Source organism: Finegoldia sp. P1-F-LS, from assembly GCF_052932205.1.
The window spans coordinates 46373-68510 of record NZ_JBRFJH010000008.1 but is presented as its reverse complement, the minus strand read 5'-3'; the positions used below and the strand labels follow the sequence as shown (position 1 = coordinate 68510).

17 protein-coding genes and 1 pseudogene are annotated in these 22138 nt (G+C 35.0%); 11 read left to right on the top strand and 7 right to left on the bottom strand.

The annotated features are described in order from the left end of the window. Positions 1–7 precede the first annotated feature (7 nt). From ACU68Y_RS07200 to ACU68Y_RS07185, 4 genes and pseudogenes are all read left to right on the top strand, one after another. Entirely contained in the window at positions 8–88 is an 81-nt protein-coding gene (locus ACU68Y_RS07200) for an IS3 family transposase (RefSeq protein ID WP_080551595.1), read from the top strand. Between the two features lie 39 nt (positions 89–127). Continuing rightward, positions 128–7051 (top strand): annotated as a pseudogene (locus ACU68Y_RS07195) (cell wall-binding repeat-containing protein); the annotation flags it as partial. A gap of 120 nt (positions 7052–7171) precedes the next feature. Beyond that, positions 7172–8080, top strand: coding sequence for a radical SAM protein (locus ACU68Y_RS07190; protein WP_002837865.1), 909 nt, complete (start codon positions 7172–7174; stop codon positions 8078–8080). After that, positions 8080–8808, top strand: coding sequence for a biotin--[acetyl-CoA-carboxylase] ligase (locus ACU68Y_RS07185; RefSeq protein WP_446755722.1), 729 nt, complete (start codon positions 8080–8082; stop codon positions 8806–8808). Before ACU68Y_RS07190 ends, ACU68Y_RS07185 begins: the two co-directional genes overlap by 1 nt. Before the next feature lie 12 nt (positions 8809–8820). Here the strand turns inward: ACU68Y_RS07185 and relB are convergent, their stop codons facing one another. Beyond that, a complete protein-coding gene (gene relB, locus ACU68Y_RS07180) occupies positions 8821–9048 on the bottom strand; it encodes a type II toxin-antitoxin system RelB family antitoxin (protein ID WP_002837829.1) in 228 nt (75 codons plus the stop codon). A gap of 92 nt (positions 9049–9140) precedes the next feature. On the opposite strand from relB, the gene ACU68Y_RS07175 reads away from it, so the two are divergent. From ACU68Y_RS07175 to ACU68Y_RS07160, 4 genes are read left to right on the top strand one after another with little or no spacing between them, the layout of a single operon-like run. After that, positions 9141–9542: an ArsR/SmtB family transcription factor gene (locus tag ACU68Y_RS07175; RefSeq protein ID WP_446755723.1), complete on the top strand. Its 402-nt coding sequence runs from the start codon at positions 9141–9143 to the stop codon at positions 9540–9542. 38 nt (positions 9543–9580) lie between these two features. After that, entirely contained in the window at positions 9581–9796 is a 216-nt protein-coding gene (locus ACU68Y_RS07170) for a cation transporter (protein ID WP_446755724.1), read from the top strand. Beyond that, positions 9796–11607: a heavy metal translocating P-type ATPase gene (locus ACU68Y_RS07165; protein WP_446755725.1), complete on the top strand. Its 1812-nt coding sequence runs from the start codon at positions 9796–9798 to the stop codon at positions 11605–11607. Before ACU68Y_RS07170 ends, ACU68Y_RS07165 begins: the two co-directional genes overlap by 1 nt. A 46-nt stretch (positions 11608–11653) precedes the next feature. After that, positions 11654–11965: a hypothetical protein gene (locus ACU68Y_RS07160; protein WP_035112011.1), complete on the top strand. Its 312-nt coding sequence runs from the start codon at positions 11654–11656 to the stop codon at positions 11963–11965. A gap of 34 nt (positions 11966–11999) precedes the next feature. On the opposite strand, the gene ACU68Y_RS07155 is transcribed toward ACU68Y_RS07160, so the two are convergent. Further along, positions 12000–12575: an ECF transporter S component gene (locus ACU68Y_RS07155; RefSeq protein WP_094225289.1), complete on the bottom strand. Its 576-nt coding sequence runs from the start codon at positions 12573–12575 to the stop codon at positions 12000–12002. A 189-nt stretch (positions 12576–12764) separates the two neighbouring features. Here ACU68Y_RS07155 and ACU68Y_RS07150 point away from each other — a divergent pair, with 189 nt between their 5' ends. Next, on the top strand, positions 12765–16550 hold the full coding sequence (locus ACU68Y_RS07150) for a cell wall-binding repeat-containing protein (RefSeq protein WP_304151837.1): 3786 nt from the start codon (positions 12765–12767) through the stop codon (positions 16548–16550). A 238-nt stretch (positions 16551–16788) separates the two neighbouring features. Next, the gene (locus ACU68Y_RS07145; protein WP_446755726.1) at positions 16789–17820 is read left to right on the top strand and encodes a PDDEXK nuclease domain-containing protein; all 1032 of its coding nucleotides are present in this window, start codon (positions 16789–16791) and stop codon (positions 17818–17820) included. 169 nt (positions 17821–17989) lie between these two features. Here ACU68Y_RS07145 and ACU68Y_RS07140 read toward each other — a convergent pair whose 3' ends face one another. From ACU68Y_RS07140 to thiS, 5 genes are all read right to left on the bottom strand, one after another. Beyond that, positions 17990–18130: a hypothetical protein gene (locus ACU68Y_RS07140; RefSeq protein WP_155265914.1), complete on the bottom strand. Its 141-nt coding sequence runs from the start codon at positions 18128–18130 to the stop codon at positions 17990–17992. Positions 18131–18570: 440 nt separating this feature from the next. Then, positions 18571–19725 (bottom strand): 2-iminoacetate synthase ThiH, encoded by a 1155-nt coding sequence (gene thiH / locus ACU68Y_RS07135; protein WP_446755727.1) that lies wholly within the window; start codon positions 19723–19725, stop codon positions 18571–18573. Between the two features lie 7 nt (positions 19726–19732). Further along, positions 19733–20497 carry a thiazole synthase gene (locus tag ACU68Y_RS07130; RefSeq protein WP_002837839.1) on the bottom strand — a complete coding sequence of 255 codons (765 nt, stop codon included), beginning with the start codon at positions 20495–20497 and terminating at the stop codon, positions 19733–19735. After that, a complete protein-coding gene (gene thiF / locus ACU68Y_RS07125; protein ID WP_446755728.1) occupies positions 20487–21083 on the bottom strand; it encodes a sulfur carrier protein ThiS adenylyltransferase ThiF in 597 nt (198 codons plus the stop codon). Before thiF ends, ACU68Y_RS07130 begins: the two co-directional genes overlap by 11 nt. A 1-nt stretch (position 21084) precedes the next feature. Beyond that, positions 21085–21282, bottom strand: coding sequence for a sulfur carrier protein ThiS (gene thiS / locus ACU68Y_RS07120; RefSeq protein ID WP_002841746.1), 198 nt, complete (start codon positions 21280–21282; stop codon positions 21085–21087). Between the two features lie 219 nt (positions 21283–21501). Here thiS and ACU68Y_RS07115 point away from each other — a divergent pair, with 219 nt between their 5' ends. After that, entirely contained in the window at positions 21502–22113 is a 612-nt protein-coding gene (locus ACU68Y_RS07115; RefSeq protein WP_446755729.1) for a glutathione S-transferase family protein, read from the top strand. Positions 22114–22138: the final 25 nt, after the last annotated feature.

Genomic DNA, 22138 nt, shown 5'->3' with positions numbered 1-22138 from the left:
AAAATATATTAAATGGTACAATGAAGATAGGATTAAAACAAAATTAAACGGAATGTCCCCTGTTATGTACAGATTACATTCCGCTTAAAAGATTATTAAATTATTCCGTGTTTACGGGTTCAGGTTAGATAAACGTGCTAACTATTTAGTTGCTACAACAGGTGACAAGCAAGATCAAGAATATATCTTGGCAACAAATGAAGAACTTGAAGAAAAATTAACAGGCGATTTAAAGACAGAATACGATGCATATAATAAACGAGTTGGATTAAATAACACCTTCTTCCAAACTTTACGTGTTGAACCGGCAAAGAAATTAAATCCGGTAACCAATAAAGTTGAAGAAAATCCTGATGTAAAAAACAATGTATTTAAATTCTTCTACAAACCATTTAGAACTCGTCAATACAAGGTCAACTATATAGACGAAAGATTTAAAGGCAAAGAAAATGAAAAAGATGGAGCTATTATAAACCAAGAACTTGTTGAAAATGGTAACCGTCACTACGATGCAAGAAACTATAGACCAATCCCAGGTTGGAAACTTGTAAGTGCCCCACAACAACAATTATTCTTTGATGTAGATGAAGATACAAACGAATTTAAGGGAATCAACGGCACAGGAAAAGATGAAATTACCTTCTATTATAAGGACGTAAGAGTAATCGAAGTTCCTGAAAATGGCAAGACACCAGATGGATATGTAAGAGTAACTTATAAGGCTGACAAAGGTGGATCCTTTGGTAAGGACGCTCAAGGAAAAGACATTACAGAGCTACACTACGATGTAATAAAAGGACTTAAATCTGACCTACTTCCAGTTCCACAACAACTTAAAGATGGTGAGGAAAAAGTTGCTGACAAGTACTATATCACACCAGAAACTGGAAAGAAATTTATTAAATGGGATAAGAGTCCACTATTAAATGCCAACACAATTATCAACGAAAACCACACTTTCACAGCTTACTTTGAATGGTCAGGACTATCAGCAACAGGTATTGTAAGAACAGAAGCCTTTAAGGATTCAAAGGGCACTTGGACAAACAACTTTGCTCCAAAGATTGAGGACTTAAAGAAACAATTAGTATGGAGAGAAAAAGACCAAGTCAAAGATCTTCCAGAAGGAACTGAAATAAAATTATTCGACGAAGCTGGTACTGAATTAACAACAGATGATCAAGTATTCGCATTAGTAAATGAAAAGAAAGCTGCCGACAAGGATGAACTTGTTCGCACAGTAAATGTTAAGGCTAAAGTTACTTTCAAAGATGGCAAAGAGCCACAAGAACTAACTATACCAATTACAGTTTACAAAAACGTCTACGAAGCCCTTAACAAAGACGGCGACAAACCACTATTCTTAAAAGAAGCTGAAGGCAAAGAAGCAAAAGACGGTGGATTGAAAGACGTAACTGGCGACTATGTAAAAGTTACAATCAAGGCAAGCAAAGACTTTAATGCTAAAGATGACAAAATTTACTATGTAAATAAAAATGCTTGGGTAGAAATTCCTGAAGTTAAAACTGAAGGTTCATCAACATTTGTCAGTTGGACAGCAGATAAAGATGGTCAAAACGAAGAGGGCAAAAAAGACGGAATCTTTGATTTTGGAAAACGTCATAAATTTACTGGAGACACAGTTATAAGTCCAAGCGATGCCAAGGACGTAGTTGAACAAAAAGATCCAAAGAAGAAACCAGATGTACCAAACAGCTATGTAAAAGTTATAGTTAAAACAACAGACAAGGCTACAGATGAAACTAAGTTTGAAAAAACATTCTGGGTTAACCCAACTAAGGAAGTTACTATAGACGTAAAAAATCCTACAGGAAAAACTGTAGCAGCGGACACTACAAAACCAGGAACAGTTGGTTATACTATGAAATTCTCTAAGTGGGAAACAGAAGACAAGGCAAAAACTTGGGAAGATAAAATACTTGGACAATTCACAGCTGAAACTACAATAGTAGCAAAATATTCTGTAAAACCAGAAGAGATAAAAGATCAAGTGCCAACAAAAGATACAGTTCACACTCCACAAGGCAAGACACCGACAGCAGATGAAATCAAAGCTAAGATTACTTCACCTGAAGGAAAAACTATTAAGGAAGTAAAAATAGTTGAAAATCCAGATGTAAATAATCCTGGAAAAAGTATAGCAAAAGTAATCGTTGAATATACTGACGGTTCTAGCGTTGGAACAAATGAAAAACCTGTAGAAGTTCCAGTAGAAGTACACAAAAATATAATTCCAGAAGCACCTGGTGGACAAAGACCAAAAGACGCACTAGATAATTATGTAAAAGTAATCTTCAAAGCAGGCACAGGCGGAACAGTATCAGGCAATCTAGTATACTATGTATCACCAGAAGTTGAAGTTAATATGACAAGTCAGGCAGAAGCAGTTACAAAGACTCCAGAAGTTGGATACTTTGTAAATGGTGAAAAGTGGACTAACAAAGACGACAAAACTTTGAAGGGAACATTCACAGACCCAGAAACAGAATTTGTATTCAACTTTGATAAGTCAAAGGATATAGTAGAAAAAACTGATGATCCAAACCAAGTAATACCAAAAGGATATGTAAAAGTAACTTTAATTCCAACAGACAAAGCAACAGATGCAACTAAGAAAGTTTACTTTGTAAATCCAAAGGCAGAAAATGTTACGATAACAAATAAACCAGAAGGTAAGAAAGAAAAGGTTAATAACATTGAACAAACTTACACTTTCAAGGGCTGGAAAGTTACAAAAGGTACAGTAGCTTCTTGGACTGACGAAAATATCAATGGTCAATTTACTCAAGAGACAGAAATCACTGCACAATATTCTACTAATGTTGTTCAAGGTGAATTAGTACCAGCACCAGTTGCTAAGAAGAATGTTGTAACACCAAAAGGCGATACACCAAAACCAGAAGATTTAATAGAAAACAAAACTGGATTACCAGAAGGAACAACATTTAAGTATACTGATGACGGTACACCTGATGTAAACAATCCTGGAAAGCCTACAGCAAAAGTTGAGGTAAAATATCCAAATGGAAAGACTGTTGTAGTTGAAGTACCAATCACAGTTGTAGACAATGTAGTTCCACAAACAGGAAAGGACAAGCCACTTGTACCAGAAAGCTATGTAAAAGTTATTGTTGACACAACAGATAAGGCTGTAGAAAATACTAGATTTGTCAAGACATTCTGGGTAAAACCAAATGTTGAGGTTACAATACCAGACATACTTGCTCCTACTGGAAAAACTGACCAAGAAGTTGATATACCGAAACTTGGCAAGAAGAAAGTCAACTATGTATTTAAAGAATGGCAAAAGGTTCAAACTGGAGAAAAAGACGATAGTTTAACGAAAGTTGATCCAGCTGTTAAAATTGACCTAGCAAAGAACCAATACACTGATAAGGTAACAGTAATCGAAGCTTCTTATAATGAAAGATTTGCAGCTACACCAATTGTTAAGCCAATAAAAACAGAAGAGCTTCACACACCTAAAGGCAAAGAAATTACTGACAAAGATTTAATGGGAAAGATTACGCCTCCAGCGAATAAGGAAATTGAATCAATAACAGTAGTTGAAAAGCCAGATTCTTCAAAACCAGGTAAGCAAGAAGCAAAAGTAACAATTAAATACAAGGACGGATCAACCCAAGGAACAAATGATAATCCAGTTGTAATTCCAGTTGAAGTACACGAGCCAATCATTCCAGCTGGACCAAATGGTGAAAAACCTGAAAAAGCACTTGAAAATTATGTAAAAGTAACATTCAAAGCTGGCACAGGCGGAACAGTATCAGGCGACCTAGTTTACTATGTATCACCAGAAGTTCAAGTTGACATGACAGACTCAGCTAAAGCAGTTACAAAGACTCCAGACACTGGATACTTTGTAAATGGTGAAAAGTGGACTAACAAAGCTAATAAAACTTTGAAGGGAACATTCACAGATGCAGAAACAGAATTTGTATTCAACTTTGATAAGTCAAAGGATATAGTAGAAAAATCTAACGACCCTGACCAAAAAATACCAGCAGGTTATGTAAAAGTAACATTTAAGACAGAAGATGAAGCTAAGGGTAAACTTGAAGGCGATGTAAAAGAAAAAATCTACTATGTAAATCCAAAGGCTGATATAAAATTAGTTGAATTAGCTGATGGACAAACAGCTGGTGAAAAACAATTAGCAGTACCAAAAACTGCTCCTGCAAAAAACTATGTATTTGATAAATGGTATGAAGAAATTGATACTGAAACAGCAATTACAAGTGAAAGAATCCATGTAGCTAAGTTCATAGCAGGTGAAGTAACCTTGACCTATGATGCAGGCGAAGGCAAAGGAACAGTTCCAGCAGAGGTTAAAGTAAGCTACGGAACAAGTGTAAGACTTGCAAGACCGGATGGACTATCAAAAGAAAATGCTAAATTTGCCGGCTGGAAACTTGATGGTGAAGATAAAATTTACCAACCAGGCGACCAAGTTAAACTTGAAAAAGCAAGAACAGCAACAGCACAATGGACAAATGATAAGAATATTATCCCTTACGATCCAGAAGAACCAATCACAAGACCTGAAGGATATGTAAGAGTAAAATTTGAAGCAGATGATGGTCTTGCTTTATCAAACGTAAAATACTACTATGTAAAGAAAAATTCAGGTGTAACTTTAGAACAACTTACAAAACCAAACGTAGAAGCAAAAGTAGGATTTAAATTCAAGAAGTGGGATAAAGAAAATTCACTTGAAATAAAAGACGAAGACGTTGTTGTAACAGCACAACCAACTCCAATTGCGGATACTATTGAAGTAAAAACAGGTGTAGAAAAACCAGCTGGATATGTAGAAGTTAAGTTTGTAGCGGGAGAAAACGGAACTGTCGCAGAAAAAACATACTACGTAAATCCAACTAAGTATGTAAAATTGACACCACCAACAGCAAAGGGTAACACTGGATTTGAATTTGGAGGATGGAGTCAAAATGCAGAAACTTTTACTCAATACACTGAAAAGATTACAACAATAACTGCAAACTTTAACCCAGTTGATTCAGTAATTCCAAAAACTGGAAACACTAAACAACCAGAAGGATATGTAACAGTTAACTTCGTAATAAAAGGTGAAGGCGGACAAATAGTAGAAGGAGAAACTATCACATACTTCGTAAATCCAAATGAAGAAGTAACAATTCCTCAACCTAAGACAAAAGCTGAAATAGGCTATGAATTTGAAGATTGGGATATTGATACTACAACAAAGGCTAAGTATACTAAAGCTACAACAGTTACAGGAAACTTTAAGAAGCTTGAAGATATTATTCCATCAACTGAGAAAAATGGTAAGCCAAATGCAAAACCAGTAGGGTATGTTACAGTAACATTTGACAAGGGAGTTAATGGTAACTTAAAAGGACAAACTTCATATTATGTAAATCCAAATGCTGGCAAAAAACTATCTGATATTATAAAACCAGAAGTAAAACCAGAAACTGGATTCAAATTCACTAAATGGGATAAAGAGGATGCACAACCAGTTAAAAACAATATAACTGTTACTGCCCAATACGAAGCTATAGCTGATGTAGTTCCAAAAACTAAAAAAGATGATTCAGAAAAACCAGCTGGATATATTAAGGTGACATTCGACACAACAGAAAAAGGAAAGATAAAAGGCACAACTAATACAACAAAAGTTGTATTTGTAAATCCAAATAAAGCTGTTGTATTGAAAGGATTTGCTCCAGAAGTTGTTGCAAATAAAGGTCATGAGTTTGAAAGATGGGATACTTCGATTGAAAAACCTATCCAATACAAAGACGGAGATACAATCAAAGCTATCTACAAAGATGACAATACTCCAGGTGGAACAACACCAGGTGGAACAACACCGGGCGATAAGCCAGGAGACAATCCAGGCGGAACAACCCCAGGTGGAACAACACCAGGAGACAAACCAGGAGACAAACCAGGAGATAATCCAGGTGGAACAACACCAGGCGGCACAACTCCTGATCAACCAGGCGATAAACCTGGAGACAAACCAGGCGATAATCCGGGAACTCCAGGAAATCCTGAAACACCAGGAACAGTTCCTGAAAATCCAGGAGCAATTCCAGGAACAAAACCAGGAGTGGTTGAAAAACACGGTAACAGATACGTTGAACGTGTTGCTGGAAAGAACAGAGTTCACACAGCTATCAACACTTCTAAGAGATTCTTCAAGAAATCAAAATATGTAATCATTGCTGATTCAGGAAATTATCCTGACGCATTGACTGCAACTGTTTTGGCTCACGTATTGGACGCTCCAATATTGTTGAACAACACAAGATATCTAGAAGATGATGTTGCAAGAGAAATTGTAAGATTGGGAGCTAGTGAAGTTATTATCGTTGGTGGTCACAAATCAATCTCTGAAAATGTTAAATCACAATTAGCAAAATACGATGCAAACAAGGTTCAAAGAATTTGGGGTCGTGACAGATATGTAACTTCATCAGAATTAGCTTACGAAATCGAAAGATTAACTGGCAAAGTGAACAAGGCCATCATTGCATCTGGAGAAAATTTCCCTGACGCATTGGCAACAGCACCTCTTGGTTCAAAAGAAATCGCACCAATTCTATTGGTTACAAGAAATCAAATGGACAAGAAGGTAAGCAAGGCTCTTAAAGATTTGAACATCAATAAGGTTTATGTTGCAGGTGGACAAAATTCAGTATCCAAGAAATTGGAAGCTCAATTGCCAACAGTAATCAGAAGATTTAGCGGACAAGACAGATATGAAACTGCAATTTTAGTTGCAAGTTACACATATCCAGAATCTAAGGAAGTATTTGTAGCATCGGGTGAAACATTCCCTGACGCATTGGTAATCGGACCTGTATGTGCAAGAAGAAAAGCACCGATACTTTTATCAAAATCAACACCAGTAAAATCTACTGACGATTATATCGAAAAATCTAAGATAGAATATCTATATATAATCGGTGGTGTGAATACAATTCACGTTGATACAGCTCACAAATACGCCATAGAAGATTAAAAAAATATTTTTAGCCGGGCACTTAGTGTCCGGTTTTTTGTTTGCTGAAATACTTTAATTTCATATTATAAACACATCTTGTGTTATAATACTTGTAAAATATCAAACAAAGGTGATTAAATGATTGACGGATTTTACGATAGATATATGTACACTCCGATGCCCGAAATGCACAACGAGATGATTCCTGTAACGGTTGGTTGTTCTTACGGCAAATGTATTTATTGTGATTTGAATGTAGGGAAAAAATTCAAGGTTTTTGACATTGAAGATGTGAAGAAATATATACGAGATAGGAAAGATTTTTACGAGGATAAGAGGTTTACTCCGAAAAAGTTTACGCTTTTGGAGGGCAATGCCTTGTGTTTGAAGAATGATTATTTGACGGAGATTTTGAAAGAAATCAAAAAGAATTTTCCAAATATGAAATACGTGTCGTGTTTTTCTAGAAGTGATGATATTCTCAGAAAAACTGACGATGAATTGTTGGAGCTTAAAAATCTGGGGCTTGATCGTATTTGTGTGGGAATTGAGTCGGGAAGTGATTGGGTGCTTTCTTATCATAAAAAAGGTGTCACATCACAAGAACAATTGACGGCTCTTCATAGGCTCGATAATTTGGGAATAAAATATTCTGTCTACATTATGCTTGGTCTTGGCGGAGAGGCACATTCACGTGAACATATAATGAAGACTGCAGAGTTTTTGAACAAGGTGAATCCGTTTGAAATTGTGGTTGTGAATTTGGTTTTGTTCAAGAATGCAAAATTGATAGAAAATGTGAGAAATCAAGATTTCAAAAGAGTGTCCATCAGACAGCAAATCATTGAGGAGATAATGCTTGTGGAAAATTTGAACAAAAGATGCATCTACAATGGAACTCACAAGACGAAGGCAGTGGCTGTGACATCTGTAATTCCAGACAAGAAGGATGAAATTATCGCTGTTTTGAAACAAAGACTAGAAGATGATGACAAGGAAATGAACAAAAAAGAACGTAAAAAATGGGATAGATGGGATGAAGGTTAATGGATACGGAAAAAATTAAGGAACAAACTGGAATAAATAAGGTTATTTTCAAAAAGGAAGTCACATCGACTAACGACGAAATTCTGAATGAAAAGCAAGACGATACGTTGATGATTGCATTTTTTCAATCGAAGGGCAAGGGAAGATATGGAAGAAAGTTTTTCTCACCTGAAAATGGATTGTATTTCTCGTATTTGTTAAATGAAGAAATGACATTTCAACAATCGCAATTTATCACACCAATTATGGGAATTGCTGTAAGCTATGCGATTGACGAGGTGTTCGGCGTGAATACGTCTATTAAATGGGTCAATGATATTCTGCTTGAGAAAAAGAAAATCTGCGGCATACTCACAGAATGCAAGGTGGAGAAAAATATCTGCCACGATATTGTGGTTGGTGTTGGAATTAACGTCTACCAAACGGATTTTCCAGAAGATATCAAAGATACGGCTGGATTTATCGAAGAGAAAGATGATACAGATAAAAGAGAAGATTTGGTTATCAAAATAATGCAGAATTTCAAGAGATTTTGGAGCGAGGATAGAGATAGCTTGGTAGAAAAATATAGAAAGAAAGCCACGTTCATCGGTAACGAAATCAAAGTCCACAAAAACGGCGATTATGTAAAAGCTGTTGCAATGAATATCAACGACGATTTTAGCTTGAAAGTAAAATACGACAACGGAACAATTGAAGATTTAAATATAGGAGAGATTTTTTTATAAAATCTCTTTTTTTTATTGGTCTATTTCCTTCCAAGCATCATCATGATCGACTAATTCGATTTTTTTGTTTTTCTTGGATTCTTCGTATTCTTTTATTACTTTGATATCATAATCATCCGATAACTTTTCAAGTGCTAGGGTTTTAATCATTGTTGACAGTCCTACTCCATGAGTGTCGGCAATTTTTTTCAACGCATTTATTTCATTTTCATTAAATCTTACATTAATTTTACGCGACATATTATACTCCTTCTTTTTTAATTCATTATATCAAAAAAATTTCTTTTTTTTATTGACAAACTAAAAATAAAATGATATTATCATATTAACAAATGAACAAGTATTCATATGTTCATATAAAGGATGTGAGAGGCATAGATAAAATTAACGATGAGAAATGTGAAATAACGCTAATTCACGAGGATAATGTAAAAAAAGCTATCAATGAACTTCCAGATGACGAATTGATCGCCGATTTGTCCGATATGTTCAAAATTTTCGGAGATCAGACGAGGGTGAAGATTTTGATGGCGTTGGAAAGTGGAGAGATGTGCGTGTGCGACATTGCAGCTGTGATGGATATGAGTCAGTCTGCTATTAGTCACCAATTGAGAGTGTTGAAACAAAGCAACATTGTGAAGACTAGACGTCAAGGAAAAGTTGTGTATTATTCGATTTCGGATGATCATGTGAAAGAAATTTTCGACATGGCGATGGTACACGTGCAAGAATAACGACAAATAATTTAGAAAAATAAAAAAAGGAGAAAGTTATGAAAAGAAGATACACATTAGAAAATTTGGAATGCGCAAATTGTGCAGCAAAAATGGAAGACGAAATCAAGAAATTGGACGGAGTAAATTCTGTCACTGTGAATTTTATCACTACAAAAATGGTGTTGGATGTAGAAGATGACAAGTTTGATTCTGTTTTGGCGCAAGCAAAAGACATTATCAAATCAATCGAGCCTTACGTGGAAGTGAAATAATGAACAAGGAAATTAAATTAACGATAGTTTCGGCTATTCTTTTTGCAATTGGATTTTTCATCGAACAACCTTACGTTAAGCTTTCGGTGTTCGCTGTGAGTTATCTGATTGTGGGAATTCCAGTAATAAAGTTAGCGTTTTTGAATTTGAAAAACGGACAGTTATTTGACGAGAATTTTCTGATGATGATTGCAACTGTGGGTGCGTTTATCATTGGAGAATACGCCGAAGCTGTCGCTGTTATGCTTTTTTATCATATCGGGGAGATTTTTCAAGACAAGGCCGTTGGGAAATCTCGTGATTCAATCAAGGAATTGATGGATATTGCGCCGACTTTTGCGAATTTGAAAACGGAAGATGGCTACGACAAGGTGGATCCTTACGATGTGAGCGTGGGAGATATTATCGTGATTAAACCTGGCGAGAAAGTTCCGTTGGACTGCGTGGTTACCGAAGGAAGCTCCATGGTTGACACGAAGGCGTTGACTGGAGAAAGTGTTCCAATCACAGTCGCAAAAGGCGAAGAGCTTATGTCGGGTTACATCGTGGTGGACAAGGTTTTGAATGCGAAAGTTACGAAGGATTTTGAAAACTCTGCAGTGACGAAGATTTTGGATTTGGTGGAAAATGCATCCAGCCAAAAAAGTCAACAAGAAAAATTCATCACGAAATTTGCAAGAGTCTACACTCCTGTTGTGGTATTTGTAGCAGCAGCACTTGCTATATTGATGCCTTTGATTTTGAAACAACCTTTCCAAGTGTGGTTGTATCGTGCGTTGACATTCCTTGTAATTTCGTGTCCTTGCGCACTTGTAATCAGCGTTCCGTTGAGCTTTTTCTCAGGGATTGGTGCGAGCAGCAAGGCTGGGATTTTGGTTAAAGGAAGTAACTACATCGAAAAGCTTGCAGAAACAGATACCGTTGTGATGGATAAAACTGGAACATTGACACAAGGTGTGTTCAAAGTTGTAGAAGCGAAATCAGTTGGATTTTCAGATGAAGAAATGCTCCAATACGTTGCGAGTGCTGAGAAATCATCCAACCATCCAATCGCACAATCGATTATTGATTATTATGGAAACAAAGAATATTTGAACTTGGACTCTGCAGAAAATATCGCAGGACAAGGAATAAATGCCGTGATAAATGGCAAACAAATCCTAGCGGGAAATGCGAAGCTTTTAAAAGATGTTGAATTTGAACCGATTGATACTACAGACACTGTTGTCTACGTTGCAATCGATGGAAAATTTGCGGGATATATCAGAATCGCCGACGAAATCAAAAAAGATAGCGCACAAGCTATAACTAATATGAAAAATGTCGGCATCAAAAAAACATACATGCTAACTGGTGATAATGAATCTGTAGCCAAATCAGTAGCAGAAAATCTCAAAATTGACGAATACAAATCCAAGTTACTTCCACAAGACAAGGTTGAAATTGTAAAAGGTTTGATAGAAAAGGGAAGAAAAGTTGCATTCGTAGGAGATGGAATCAACGATGCGCCAGTGCTTGCACTCAGTGATGTCGGAATTTCCATGGGACAAATCGGAAGCGATGCGGCAATCGAAGCGAGTGATGTCGTAATCATGACAGATGAGCTAACGAAAATCGCCCAAGCAATCAAAATCTCCAAGAAAACACTCAAAATCGCAAAACAAAACGCGTATTTTGCAATCGGCGTGAAAATAATTGTGCTAATATTATCGGCACTTGGACTTACAAACATGTGGGCTGCAATCTTCGCAGACGTCGGAGTTACAGTGCTTGCTATTTTGAATTCATTCAGAGCTATGCGAGTTAGTTGAGTAAAATCGAAATCTCATTTATACTAATCGTAAAGGAGATGATAAAATGAAAATAGTAGGCTATGTGTTTTTAGGAATATTTGCGATAGCACTCATTTATGGAATTTATTCAATATCGAGAATATTGGCAATCGCCAAAATTAGAAAAAACGTCAACTCAGAAAAAGTGTGGCAAACTATCTCACAAAATAACCGCCAACCAGTAGCGTTGGATAGGATTTTGATGAGAAAAAACAACAGAAAATTTACCAAAAAAGAACAAGAAATGATATTGAAAAGAATATCTACTTGTAGAAAATGCATCCTTATAGGACTATTAGCATTGATACTAGCAATCGTGTTTATAGCGATAGGGTAATAAAAATTTGCGTCAGAGTAATCTGACGCATTTTTTAATCCAATAAATGTGAGCGTTTCAACACTGGACGTACTGCCATGTACAAAATATTTGCAACAATAACAGTTACAACAGCATTGAAGAAAGTTACACCGGCGCTGATTTTCGCCAATGCAGATGCTATTTGTTGTGGTTGACCCAAGACATATAATTTATAAAAATAACCTACAAATGGATCAGCGAACACGTTGAACAACATTCCTGCACATGAAGCGATAACAGCCCACTTCAAAATGTATTTGTTGTCGTTAGATTCGTTGATTTTCTTGGATTTGTGAGCGATTGCTCCCACAATCAAACCAATACACAACTTCAACACGAAAGTCTTCGGAGCAACCAAAATATACACAGGATCCATGATATCTGCGATAGTCATTCCGATTGCACCAGCAAGTCCACCGTAAAGCCCGCCAAGTAAAAGCGCCGCCAAAACCAAGAACACGTTACCAAAATGGATTGATGTGAAATCTCCACCCGGAACAGGAACCTTGATTTGCAAATAAGTGAACGTGATGAAACATAATGCAGCAAGCACTGCACATTGAACAAGCTTGTGAGTTTTTATCTTCAAATAAAACCCCTCCTCAAAATAATTATAATTAAAGTGTATTGAATAAGTTGTAAATTGTCAATTAACTTATGATATAAAGAAACAATCGATTTTTCGTATTAAATGTTATTGACAAGAAAATAATTTAAATGTAAAATAATAATCGTTATCTATGATAACGATTATTATTTTTACTCGAAGGGAGATATTATGCAATTAGATAAGAAAAAAATAATGGCGCTATTTCTTGCGGGAATTATGACAACAAGTATGATTCCTTTTGAAAGTTTAGCAAATAACGAAAATGACTTTAGTAAGAGCAAGTTTGAGCAGAATTTGAATGAAAAAATAACTAATAACAAACCAGATGCTGTTTCAAACTCTACTAACAAGGATGAAAAGCCGCAGGATGGCAATGAAAATCCATCTACACATGAAGACAATCATACAGAAAAGGTTAATGAAAAAACAATAACTGTAGATGAATTATTTAAAGGACAAAAAGGAACAAAAGAAGATCCTTATACAATTAATGATGCAGATCAGCTTATAAAATTTGCCTATAGTTTATCAAAAACACAAGATTACAAAGATAAGTATGTTGAGCTTTCTAGTGACATTGAATTAAATAATGATTGGGTTCCTATAGGATTGGGAGAATACGCTTTTAATGGTCATTTTGATGGTAAAAATCATAAAATAAGTGGATTAAAAATTGGAAGCAAAGATAATTTGCACAAAGATCCATCAGAAAAAGATAAAAAAATTGCTTTTTATGGGCTATTTGGAGTGCTAGGAGCTAATAGCTACATAGAAAATTTAAAAATAGATGTTGATTTTAATTTAATATCAGACGGTGCGCTTTATGTTGGTGCATTAGCAGGATATGCTAATGGTTCAACTATTAATAACATAGAAGTTACTGGTAAATTAATTGGGAAAACTACTCATGCAAAATCAAATATTTTTGTAGGGGGAGTTGTTTCAAATGGAATTAGACAAAAAATAGTAAATTCAAAAAGTGCTATTGATATAAGAGTAGAATCTGATGGAGGGCTTGCTGAAGGTGGAGGAATCATGGCTCTTTCTAACAGAGGTCTTATTTTCAATTGCTATTCTAAAGGTAATATATCAGCAAATGCAAATAGAGTTACAAAAGAAGGAAGTACTGCTTTAGGTGGAATTTGTGGAGTAAATGCAGGAACCATTTCAAACTGCTATTCTACAAATGATATTATTAGCGATTGTTACACTGGTTTTATCGGAGCGATAACAGGATGGGTAACTGGAATTGGATCAACTTTCCAAAGCTATTATGATAAGGATTCTGTCCTAATTACTGATAATGCTACTAAGAATAAAAACATTATAAAACCTTCTGTTCCTATTGGATGGATGGTTAAAGGTAGTGGTGTTAGCGACGAAGGAATGGCATATGAAGGTTGTATTAGTATGGATTTAAAGGGAATGACAAAGTCAGAAATATCGAGTAGTCTGGCTAATATACTAAATTCCAATCTTAAGAAATCTAGAATCAATTTAAAAAAAGGAAGCCGTTCAAAAGGTCACTGGGAAAAAGATGAAAATCTAGCTGAAAATATTTTCGAATGGACAAACTCATCAGGTTTTCCTGTTTTTTCTGACAAAAAGACATCAGTGGTTTATGATATAAATACAGAAAAGCTTATAAAACAACTTCAAATGAATTCCAAAGAAGGAATAAATGAAGGTGTTTTTTACGGAAGAAGTAAAGATAAATCCTTAGTTGTAAAAGTTAAATTCGATAAAAAAGGTGATATCATAGACATTATGACTCTTGAAGGAAGAGTTACAAAAGAAGAAATTGATAAAATAATTAATAAAAAAGAAAAAATATCTGATATCAAAAACAATAAATTAAAAGAAGCTTTATTAAAAGCGGTAGAAAAATCAAAGGTAAATGATATAACAGACTATTCAAAGCTAAATTATAGTATATTTGAAAAAGGTAAAGGAACTAAAGACGATCCATTTATAATAGATAATGAAAATCAATTTCTAGATTTTGCTAGGTCAGTTAATGAAGAAGAAAACTATGCTGATAAATACGTAAAATTAAATAGAGATATTAAACTTACAAAAGAATGGATAGTGGTAGGATCTCAAGGTAAACACCCATTTAAAGGAGATTTTAACGGGAACAATCATACTATTTCAAATATGAAGATTGGTGCAGAAAAAACACCTCGCCAATACAGATTTGCAGCTCTTTTTGCAGTAATAGATGGAGGAAAGGTTTATAATTTAAACATTAAAGATTTTGAAATATATAATACAATTTTATCTGAAGATAGAGTATTTGTAGGAGCTGTTGCAGGTGGAATACAAAATGGCGCTTTTATTGATAATGTAAATGTTAGCGGAAAAATACATTCAAAATCTATGAGAACACAACAATATATAGGAGCAATTGCAGGACAATCATTGAAGTCTAGCATAATAAACTCATCTGCAGAAATTCAAATTGATGCAAAAGGAGAATCGAAAGATATTTATGCTGGGGGACTTGTTGGAATTAATGCATTTGGAGCACTATTTAACAGTTATTCAAAAGGTAATATAACAGCAGATAGTTTATTAAATAAAGTATCTATAGGTGGGTTGTGCGGATACCAATCAGGCGTTATTTTTAACAATTACTCTAGTGTAAACCTAAATTCAACTTCTCCTACAACTGATGTTGGGGAACTAGCAGGAAGGTCTACAGGAACAGGAAAAAATTTCGATAATTTTTACAACAAGAATTCCTTAGTAAAAATAACAGGAAAATCTAAAAAAACAAAAAATGGATTTGGAGTTGTAGTGAAGAACTCTATAGTTGAAAATTCAAAGGCTATCGACGAGTTGAATGATTCAGATTATTTAAAAAAATTAAATGAGAATTTATCGTCCGCAAACTATAGAAAAGCTCTTGATTTTGTTAAAGCTGATAATAAAAACAATATAAAACTAAGAAAATGGGAATTAAAAGAAAACTCTAAAAATTTAGAAAATCCAAATGTCAGCGAAGGTACTAGTTCAAAAACAACTAATGTCAGCCAAAATACTAGTTCAAAAACAACTAAAAATATCAACAGAATATCTGGAGAAAACAGAGAACTAACAGCTATTGAAGTATCAAAAGAAACTTATCCTAATGGTACAGATACAGTTATTTTAGCTAATAGAGAAACTTTTTCTGATACAATTTCAGCATCTCCTTTAGCTAAGACTGAAAGAGCAGCTATATTATACGCATCCAAAGATGAAATTTCAAAAGATACATTAAATGAAATTAAAAGGCTAAAGGCCAAGAATGTTATTATAATAGGCGGAGAAAATTCTATTAAAGTAGAAGTATCAGACAAGTTAAAGAATAATAAATATTCTGTAACTAGAATAGCTGGTAAAGACAGATATAAAACAAGCTTGAAAATTGCAGAAAAAGTTATCAATAAATCAAACTCTAATAAATTGCAAATAGCAAGTGGAGAAAACTTTGCAGATGCATTGGCAATAACCAATTTGTCTAACAGAGATAACACACCAATATTACTTGTAGCAAAAGATACGATTGATTCTGAAATTATAAAACTATTAAGTAAATTAAATTTGGAAAAAATAAACGTAGCTGGAGGAGAAAACTCAATCTCAAATAAAACTTTTAATGAGATAAAAACTATTACTAAATCAAAAGTTGAAAGAATTGCGGGAGATAATCGCTACGAAACAAGTTTCAAAATTGCAAAATTGATGAACAAATCAGATAAATTTATAATAGCAAGCGGAGAAAACTTTGCAGATAGTTTAGTGGCAGCTCCATACGCAGATAAAGAAAATGCGGTATTAGTATTAAGTGCCAAAGACGAACTATCATCAGAAATTAAAGAATATCTGACAAAAAATGAATCAATGATAACTATAATAGGTGGAGAAAAATCAATTTCAAAACAGGTTGAAGAACAACTTAATAAATAAATCAAAAAACCAGCGTTATTTTATAAAACGCTGGTTTTAAATTCTACACATCAATGTAGTCGCTATACACAGGATACAGGTTGTATTTTGCGAACAATATCATTAGATGATAAAAGAAGAAAAGAAAGAACTCATAGGTTAGTAACAAGAGATGCAATCTTAGAAGTTGATATAAAAAATCATTTAACAATATTTATGATATAATTATAGCGATTAAGAGGTCAAAGAGGTGCTTTGTATGAATAACAAAAACGACATAGATAGAGTTCATGATGATGTCTTTAATAGTATAAAAATATTGATGGATAAGGCAAGAAATGAAGTTGCAAGAGAAGTCAATAATATTTTGGTGCAAACTTACTGGGAGATTGGACGTATCATTGTAGAAGATGAGCAAGGTCATTCAGAAAGAGCAGAGTATGGGAGAGAGCTACTTAAAGATTTATCTAAGAGATTAACTAAAGAGTTTGGACGAGGATTTTCAGTATCAAACTTGCAATTTATGAGGAGATTTTTTCAAGAATATGAAATTCAACAGACAGTGTCTGTTAAATTGACCTGGTCCCATTATTGTGAGCTTTTATCCATCAGCGATGAGAAAAAAAGAAGTTTTTATGAAAAAGAAAGTATCAACGCAAATTGGTCAGTAAGGGAACTTAAAAGGCAAATTAAAACATCGCTTTTTGAAAGACTGCTCTTATCATCAGGAGAAGAGAACAAAGAAAAAGTCCTAGACCTAGCCTTAAAGGGCAATGAAATAAATAAGCCAGCAGATCTTGTAAAAGACCCTTATGTATTTGAATTTTTAGGATTACCAGAAGAAAAACCAATGATGGAAAGTGATTTGGAAAAAGCGCTTATAGACCATATTGAAAAATTTTTGCTAGAACTTGGCAAGGGTTTTATGTATGTAGGCAGCCAACAAAGAGTAACCCTCGGCAACACTCATTATTATGTGGATATGGTATTTTACAATAAAATTTTAAGGTCTTATGTCTTAATCGAACTAAAAACAACGAAACTCATGCCAGAAGCAGTAGGTCAAATCAATATGTATCTCAATTATTATAAATCAGAAGTTAATGATGAGATGGACAATGAACCGATAGGAATAATATTGTGTACTGATAAAGACGGGGTGCAAGCAGAATACGCATTAGGAAACTTGTCAAATAAAATATTCGCATCAAAATACACTTTGTATATCCCAAATAGAGAAGAGCTTGAAGAACAAGTTGAAAAAGTAATAGAAAAATACAAGGAAAAATAAAATATAAATTGGAGAAGTAGAGAAAAAAATCTACTTCTTTTTTTATCCACTTGTATTTTAACCTCCTTTATAATATAATTTTTAAAAAGGAGGGAGGAGTAGGCTCCCTTCCTTTAAAAGCTGTTACAAGCTATCACCTTGTAACTTGGATTTACGAAAGATTGAATTTTTATTTTAATAAATTTTCAATCTTTTTTATTGTGTTTTCAGATACGTTATCATCTTTTAAAATTTGTATTATTAGTTTTAATACTGCGTTAAATTGTTCGTTTGTCATTCCGCACATGATTTTCTCCTTTCTCAGGCTCATATTTTATTTTTTAACCTCTTTTATTTTCCACTTGATTTTTATCCATCCTTTGTAGTATAATTTTCACAAGCTAAAGGGGAGATAGGTTATAATAACCCCTATCCCAGTAATTTTATTATCAAGCCTAGAATCACGGCTATTAATCCAATAATTGCACTTATTAGATTAATTATATCGTCGGGTTTTAAGCTTGATTTTTTTACTTTTTTTATCCGAATTTTTACCACTTGACTTTTAAGTGTTTTTATTATATTTTATAGAATAGAAAGCAGCAGGTTTTAACCTGCTTGTCTATCTATTGCCCACGTTTGTGGGCGTTTTTGCTTTTTAGTATTACTTGAGTTTTTTCTTTAACTTATCCTTATAAGTTTGAGAATTATGTAATTTCACATATTTATAAAAAAAGCCCACAAATGTGGGCCATGATAAGATATTAAATTTTACACATCAATGTAGTCGCTATACACAGGATACAAGTTGTACTTCGCCAAGTCGCGTTCTACTTGGTCGACTGTTCTTGTGTCGTTAATCAAAAATTGTTCGTCGCCTTTATCTTTTTCATCATTACGTCTTCCTATTCCAGTGTCGACGCTTGCGGAGATTTTGGTAGCTCCCATCAACAACGACAAGTTACGGAACTCGTTGGATTCTCTTGTTGAGATTGTGATTTGCGCGAATGGCAAGAAGATTCTGGTTGCGATTATAAATTGCATCAATTTTGTTTCAGGAACTTCTTTTATGTTCAAATCTTCTTCGTTTTTTGTTGGCCTGATTCGTGGAAATGATATGCTGATTTCTGCGTGTGGGTATTTTTTTTGCAGTAAATTTGCGTGCATTCCCAAACAAAAACAGTCTTCAATTCCATCGGAAAGTCCGAACAATGCCCCGAATCCTACGCCACGAATTCCTCCCATAATTGCACGTTCTTGTGTGTCTAATCTATAAGGAAAACAAGATTTGTGTCCAGTTGGGTGGTAGAATTTGTAGTTTGTGGGGTTGTATGTTTCTTGGAAAGCTGTAACGAAATCGCAACCTGCTTCGTGAAGTTTCTTGTAATCTTCAACATTTGTTGGATACACTTCAACTCCAACTACACGGAAGTATTTCTTCGCCAATTTGACGGCATCACATATATAATCCACCGAGGAGTATTTTTGCGATTCACCTGTTAGAATCAAAACGTCTTCGATTTTTTCTCGTCTCATTTGTTTCATTTCCGATTCTATTTCATCCATGGTAAGTTTCGCACGGACGATATCTGATTTCGCTCTAAATCCACAGTACTTGCAGCTGTTTTCGCAATAATTTGCGATGTAAAGTGGGCTGAACAAATACACGTTGTTTCCAAAATATTGTAGTCTGAGTTTTTGTGAGATTTCTCCCAATTCTTCTATAAAATCAATTGCAGCATTACTCAACATATTATAATAATCAAAATGGTCCAACGCTTCGTTGTTTTTTATTTTTCCCAAAGTTCTTCTGACATCATCAGCCGTTACATTTACGGATTTTACTTCATTTAATTTTTCGGAAATTTTATCGTAAATGTCCGAATGAATGTCTTGCATATTGTTAAAATATTTGAAATCTTCCATTTGTCGCCTACTTGAAGAAATCTCTGAGTGGAGATGATGGGTCAGCACCCGTTTCCAAAACTCTGCCCGGTTTTGCGATGTGAGCTAGTCTTCCCGCTTTGATTGCTAATGCGAAAGCTTCTGCCATTTTGTTGATGTCGCCACTTGTAGCGATGGCAGTGTTTGCCATGATTGCACTTGCGCCCATTTCCATAGCTTCGCACGCTTGTGATGGTTTGCCAATTCCTGCATCCACAATCACTGGCAAATCAATTTCGTTGATGATGATTTGGATGAAATCTCTCGTTGCAAGTCCCTTGTTGGATCCAATCGGAGAGCCTAATGGCATAATGCAACTTGCACCAGCTTCTTTCAAATCTCTTGCGAAGTTCAAATCTGGATACATGTATGGCATAACGACGAATCCTTCGTCCGCCAAAACTTTCGTAGCTTTCAACGTTTCTACGTTGTCTGGTAGTAAGTATTTGCTGTCACGCATGATTTCTATTTTTACGAAATTGCCGCAGCCCATTTCACGAGCAAGCCTTGCAATTCTAATCGCCTCGTCTGCGTTTCTCGCTCCAGAAGTGTTCGGAATTATCGTCACATTTTCTGGGATAAAATTCAAAATATTTTTCGTATCGTCTGTATTTGCACGTCTAAGTGCCACAGTAATCATCTCGCAGCCTGCAGATTCCACGCAAGCTTTGATAAGGTTGGGATCGTACTTTCCAGATCCAAGAATAAATCTCGAATCGAAAGATTTGCCACCCAAAATCAATTTATCTTCCATTATTTTCCTCCAATAACCAATTAAGTGCGATTATAGCTTGTGTGCTGGCTGCCATCATCACGTTTGGATAGTACAAGCCGATGTCTGTCTTCGTTTCAAAATCACCACAAACTACAATGTTGTTCATTTTTTTTATTTTCATATCTAATTTTTTCACGCCGCCAATTCCAGACACCGATATGAGTTTCTTGTCAGTTGCGATAAAATGCTCCAACACCAATGATTTTGCGTACTCATCATCCAACGCTTCCAGCACGATATCGTAGCCGTCGGTCAATTCGTCGATGTTGTTTTCTGTGATTTTGATATTTTCAACAGAAATATTTGCAAATGGCAAGAACTCATCGCAAATTTCCTTGAACGCATCGACCTTGTATTTGCCGATATCTGTTGGCCTGTAGATTTGCCTGTTCAAATTGGAATATTCAACTGTGTCGTAGTCGACAATTTTTATGTGCCCGACACCTGATTTTGCGAGCATGAAACACAAATTTGTCCCCAAACCGCCACATCCAAGGATCAGAATTTTAGATTTTCTGAAAATGTGTGTGTGCTCGGGGATTTGTCTTTTGAAAATATTCTCCATTTTAACCTCCTCCAACAAATGAAAACACCTCGATTTCGTCGTTATCAGTGACGATAAAATTATCGTAGTCAACTTTTTTGACGAGGTTTTTGTTCACTTCGCAAACCGTCAACTCCACATTAAAGTTCAAATCTTCCAATACTTTTCTCAAAGAAGAATTTTCTTCGAATGGATATTTGACAGAATTTACAGTAATCATAATTCACCCCCTAAAAAAAATAACACGAAGGAAACCTACACCCGCGGTGGTGTACCCCTTCGTGTTAAACACTCTGTGATTATTATAGCACATTAATTTGAATTTTCAAAAATTTATCCGAGAAATTTGTCACACAAATTTTCAAATTTGCCCAATCAATTTGATTATTAAAAAAGAATAAAGGGTATACAATTTACAGCGAAACAAAAGGAGGAAAATATGAAATTATATTACGCACCAGGTACATGCGCTGTTGCCTGTTGGATTGCACTGGAATGGGCAGGCGCAGATTACGAGGTAGAAAAGGTACAACTTGGAACAGATGAATACAGAAAAATCAATCCTTTGGGAGCAGTTCCAGCGCTAGACATTGGAGAAGGTGTTGTGAGAAGCGAATTGGCAGCAATTCTTCGCTACATTTTGCACAAATACCCCGAAAAAGATTTGGGGGCTGACGAATCTCCTGAAGATAAGTTCCAATTCGACGAAATCATGGCTTTTATGACTGGAGATTTTCATCCAGCATTTGAAGGTATGTTTGCTGCAGCTGGCCTTACAACATCAACTGACGAAGCAGAGATTGATAAAATCAAACAAAAATCATTTGAAACTATCGACAAAATGATGACTCATTTGGATAGGTTGATTGGAGACGGCGATCACGTTTACAAAAACAAGAAAACTGTGTTGGATGCTTATGTTTACGTTCTTACTCGTTGGAGCGAACTTACTCCAAAATCTTGGAAAGAATATCCAAACATCAATAGAGTTTCAAAAGCTATCGAAAAAGACGAGGTTGTACAAGAAATCATGAAGAAATCACAAGAATAGAAAATTTTCGGTGTAGAATTATCTG

Excerpts from the sequence above, each read along its gene's own strand:
- ACU68Y_RS07150 (WP_304151837.1), top strand. The coding sequence starts at position 12,765 with ATGCAATTAGATAAGAAAAAAATAATGGCGCTATTTCTTGCGGGAATT.
- thiH (WP_446755727.1), bottom strand. The coding sequence starts at position 19,725 with ATGGAAGATTTCAAATATTTTAACAATATGCAAGACATTCATTCGGAC.
- ACU68Y_RS07170 (WP_446755724.1), top strand. The coding sequence starts at position 9,581 with ATGAAAAGAAGATACACATTAGAAAATTTGGAATGCGCAAATTGTGCA.
- ACU68Y_RS07165 (WP_446755725.1), top strand. The coding sequence starts at position 9,796 with ATGAACAAGGAAATTAAATTAACGATAGTTTCGGCTATTCTTTTTGCA.
- relB (WP_002837829.1), bottom strand. The coding sequence starts at position 9,048 with ATGTCGCGTAAAATTAATGTAAGATTTAATGAAAATGAAATAAATGCG.
- thiF (WP_446755728.1), bottom strand. The coding sequence starts at position 21,083 with ATGGAGAATATTTTCAAAAGACAAATCCCCGAGCACACACACATTTTC.
- thiS (WP_002841746.1), bottom strand. The coding sequence starts at position 21,282 with ATGATTACTGTAAATTCTGTCAAATATCCATTCGAAGAAAATTCTTCT.
- ACU68Y_RS07175 (WP_446755723.1), top strand. The coding sequence starts at position 9,141 with ATGAACAAGTATTCATATGTTCATATAAAGGATGTGAGAGGCATAGAT.
- ACU68Y_RS07160 (WP_035112011.1), top strand. The coding sequence starts at position 11,654 with ATGAAAATAGTAGGCTATGTGTTTTTAGGAATATTTGCGATAGCACTC.
- ACU68Y_RS07190 (WP_002837865.1), top strand. The coding sequence starts at position 7,172 with ATGATTGACGGATTTTACGATAGATATATGTACACTCCGATGCCCGAA.
- ACU68Y_RS07140 (WP_155265914.1), bottom strand. The coding sequence starts at position 18,130 with ATGAGCCTGAGAAAGGAGAAAATCATGTGCGGAATGACAAACGAACAA.
- ACU68Y_RS07145 (WP_446755726.1), top strand. The coding sequence starts at position 16,789 with ATGAATAACAAAAACGACATAGATAGAGTTCATGATGATGTCTTTAAT.
- ACU68Y_RS07185 (WP_446755722.1), top strand. The coding sequence starts at position 8,080 with ATGGATACGGAAAAAATTAAGGAACAAACTGGAATAAATAAGGTTATT.
- ACU68Y_RS07115 (WP_446755729.1), top strand. The coding sequence starts at position 21,502 with ATGAAATTATATTACGCACCAGGTACATGCGCTGTTGCCTGTTGGATT.
- ACU68Y_RS07130 (WP_002837839.1), bottom strand. The coding sequence starts at position 20,497 with ATGGAAGATAAATTGATTTTGGGTGGCAAATCTTTCGATTCGAGATTT.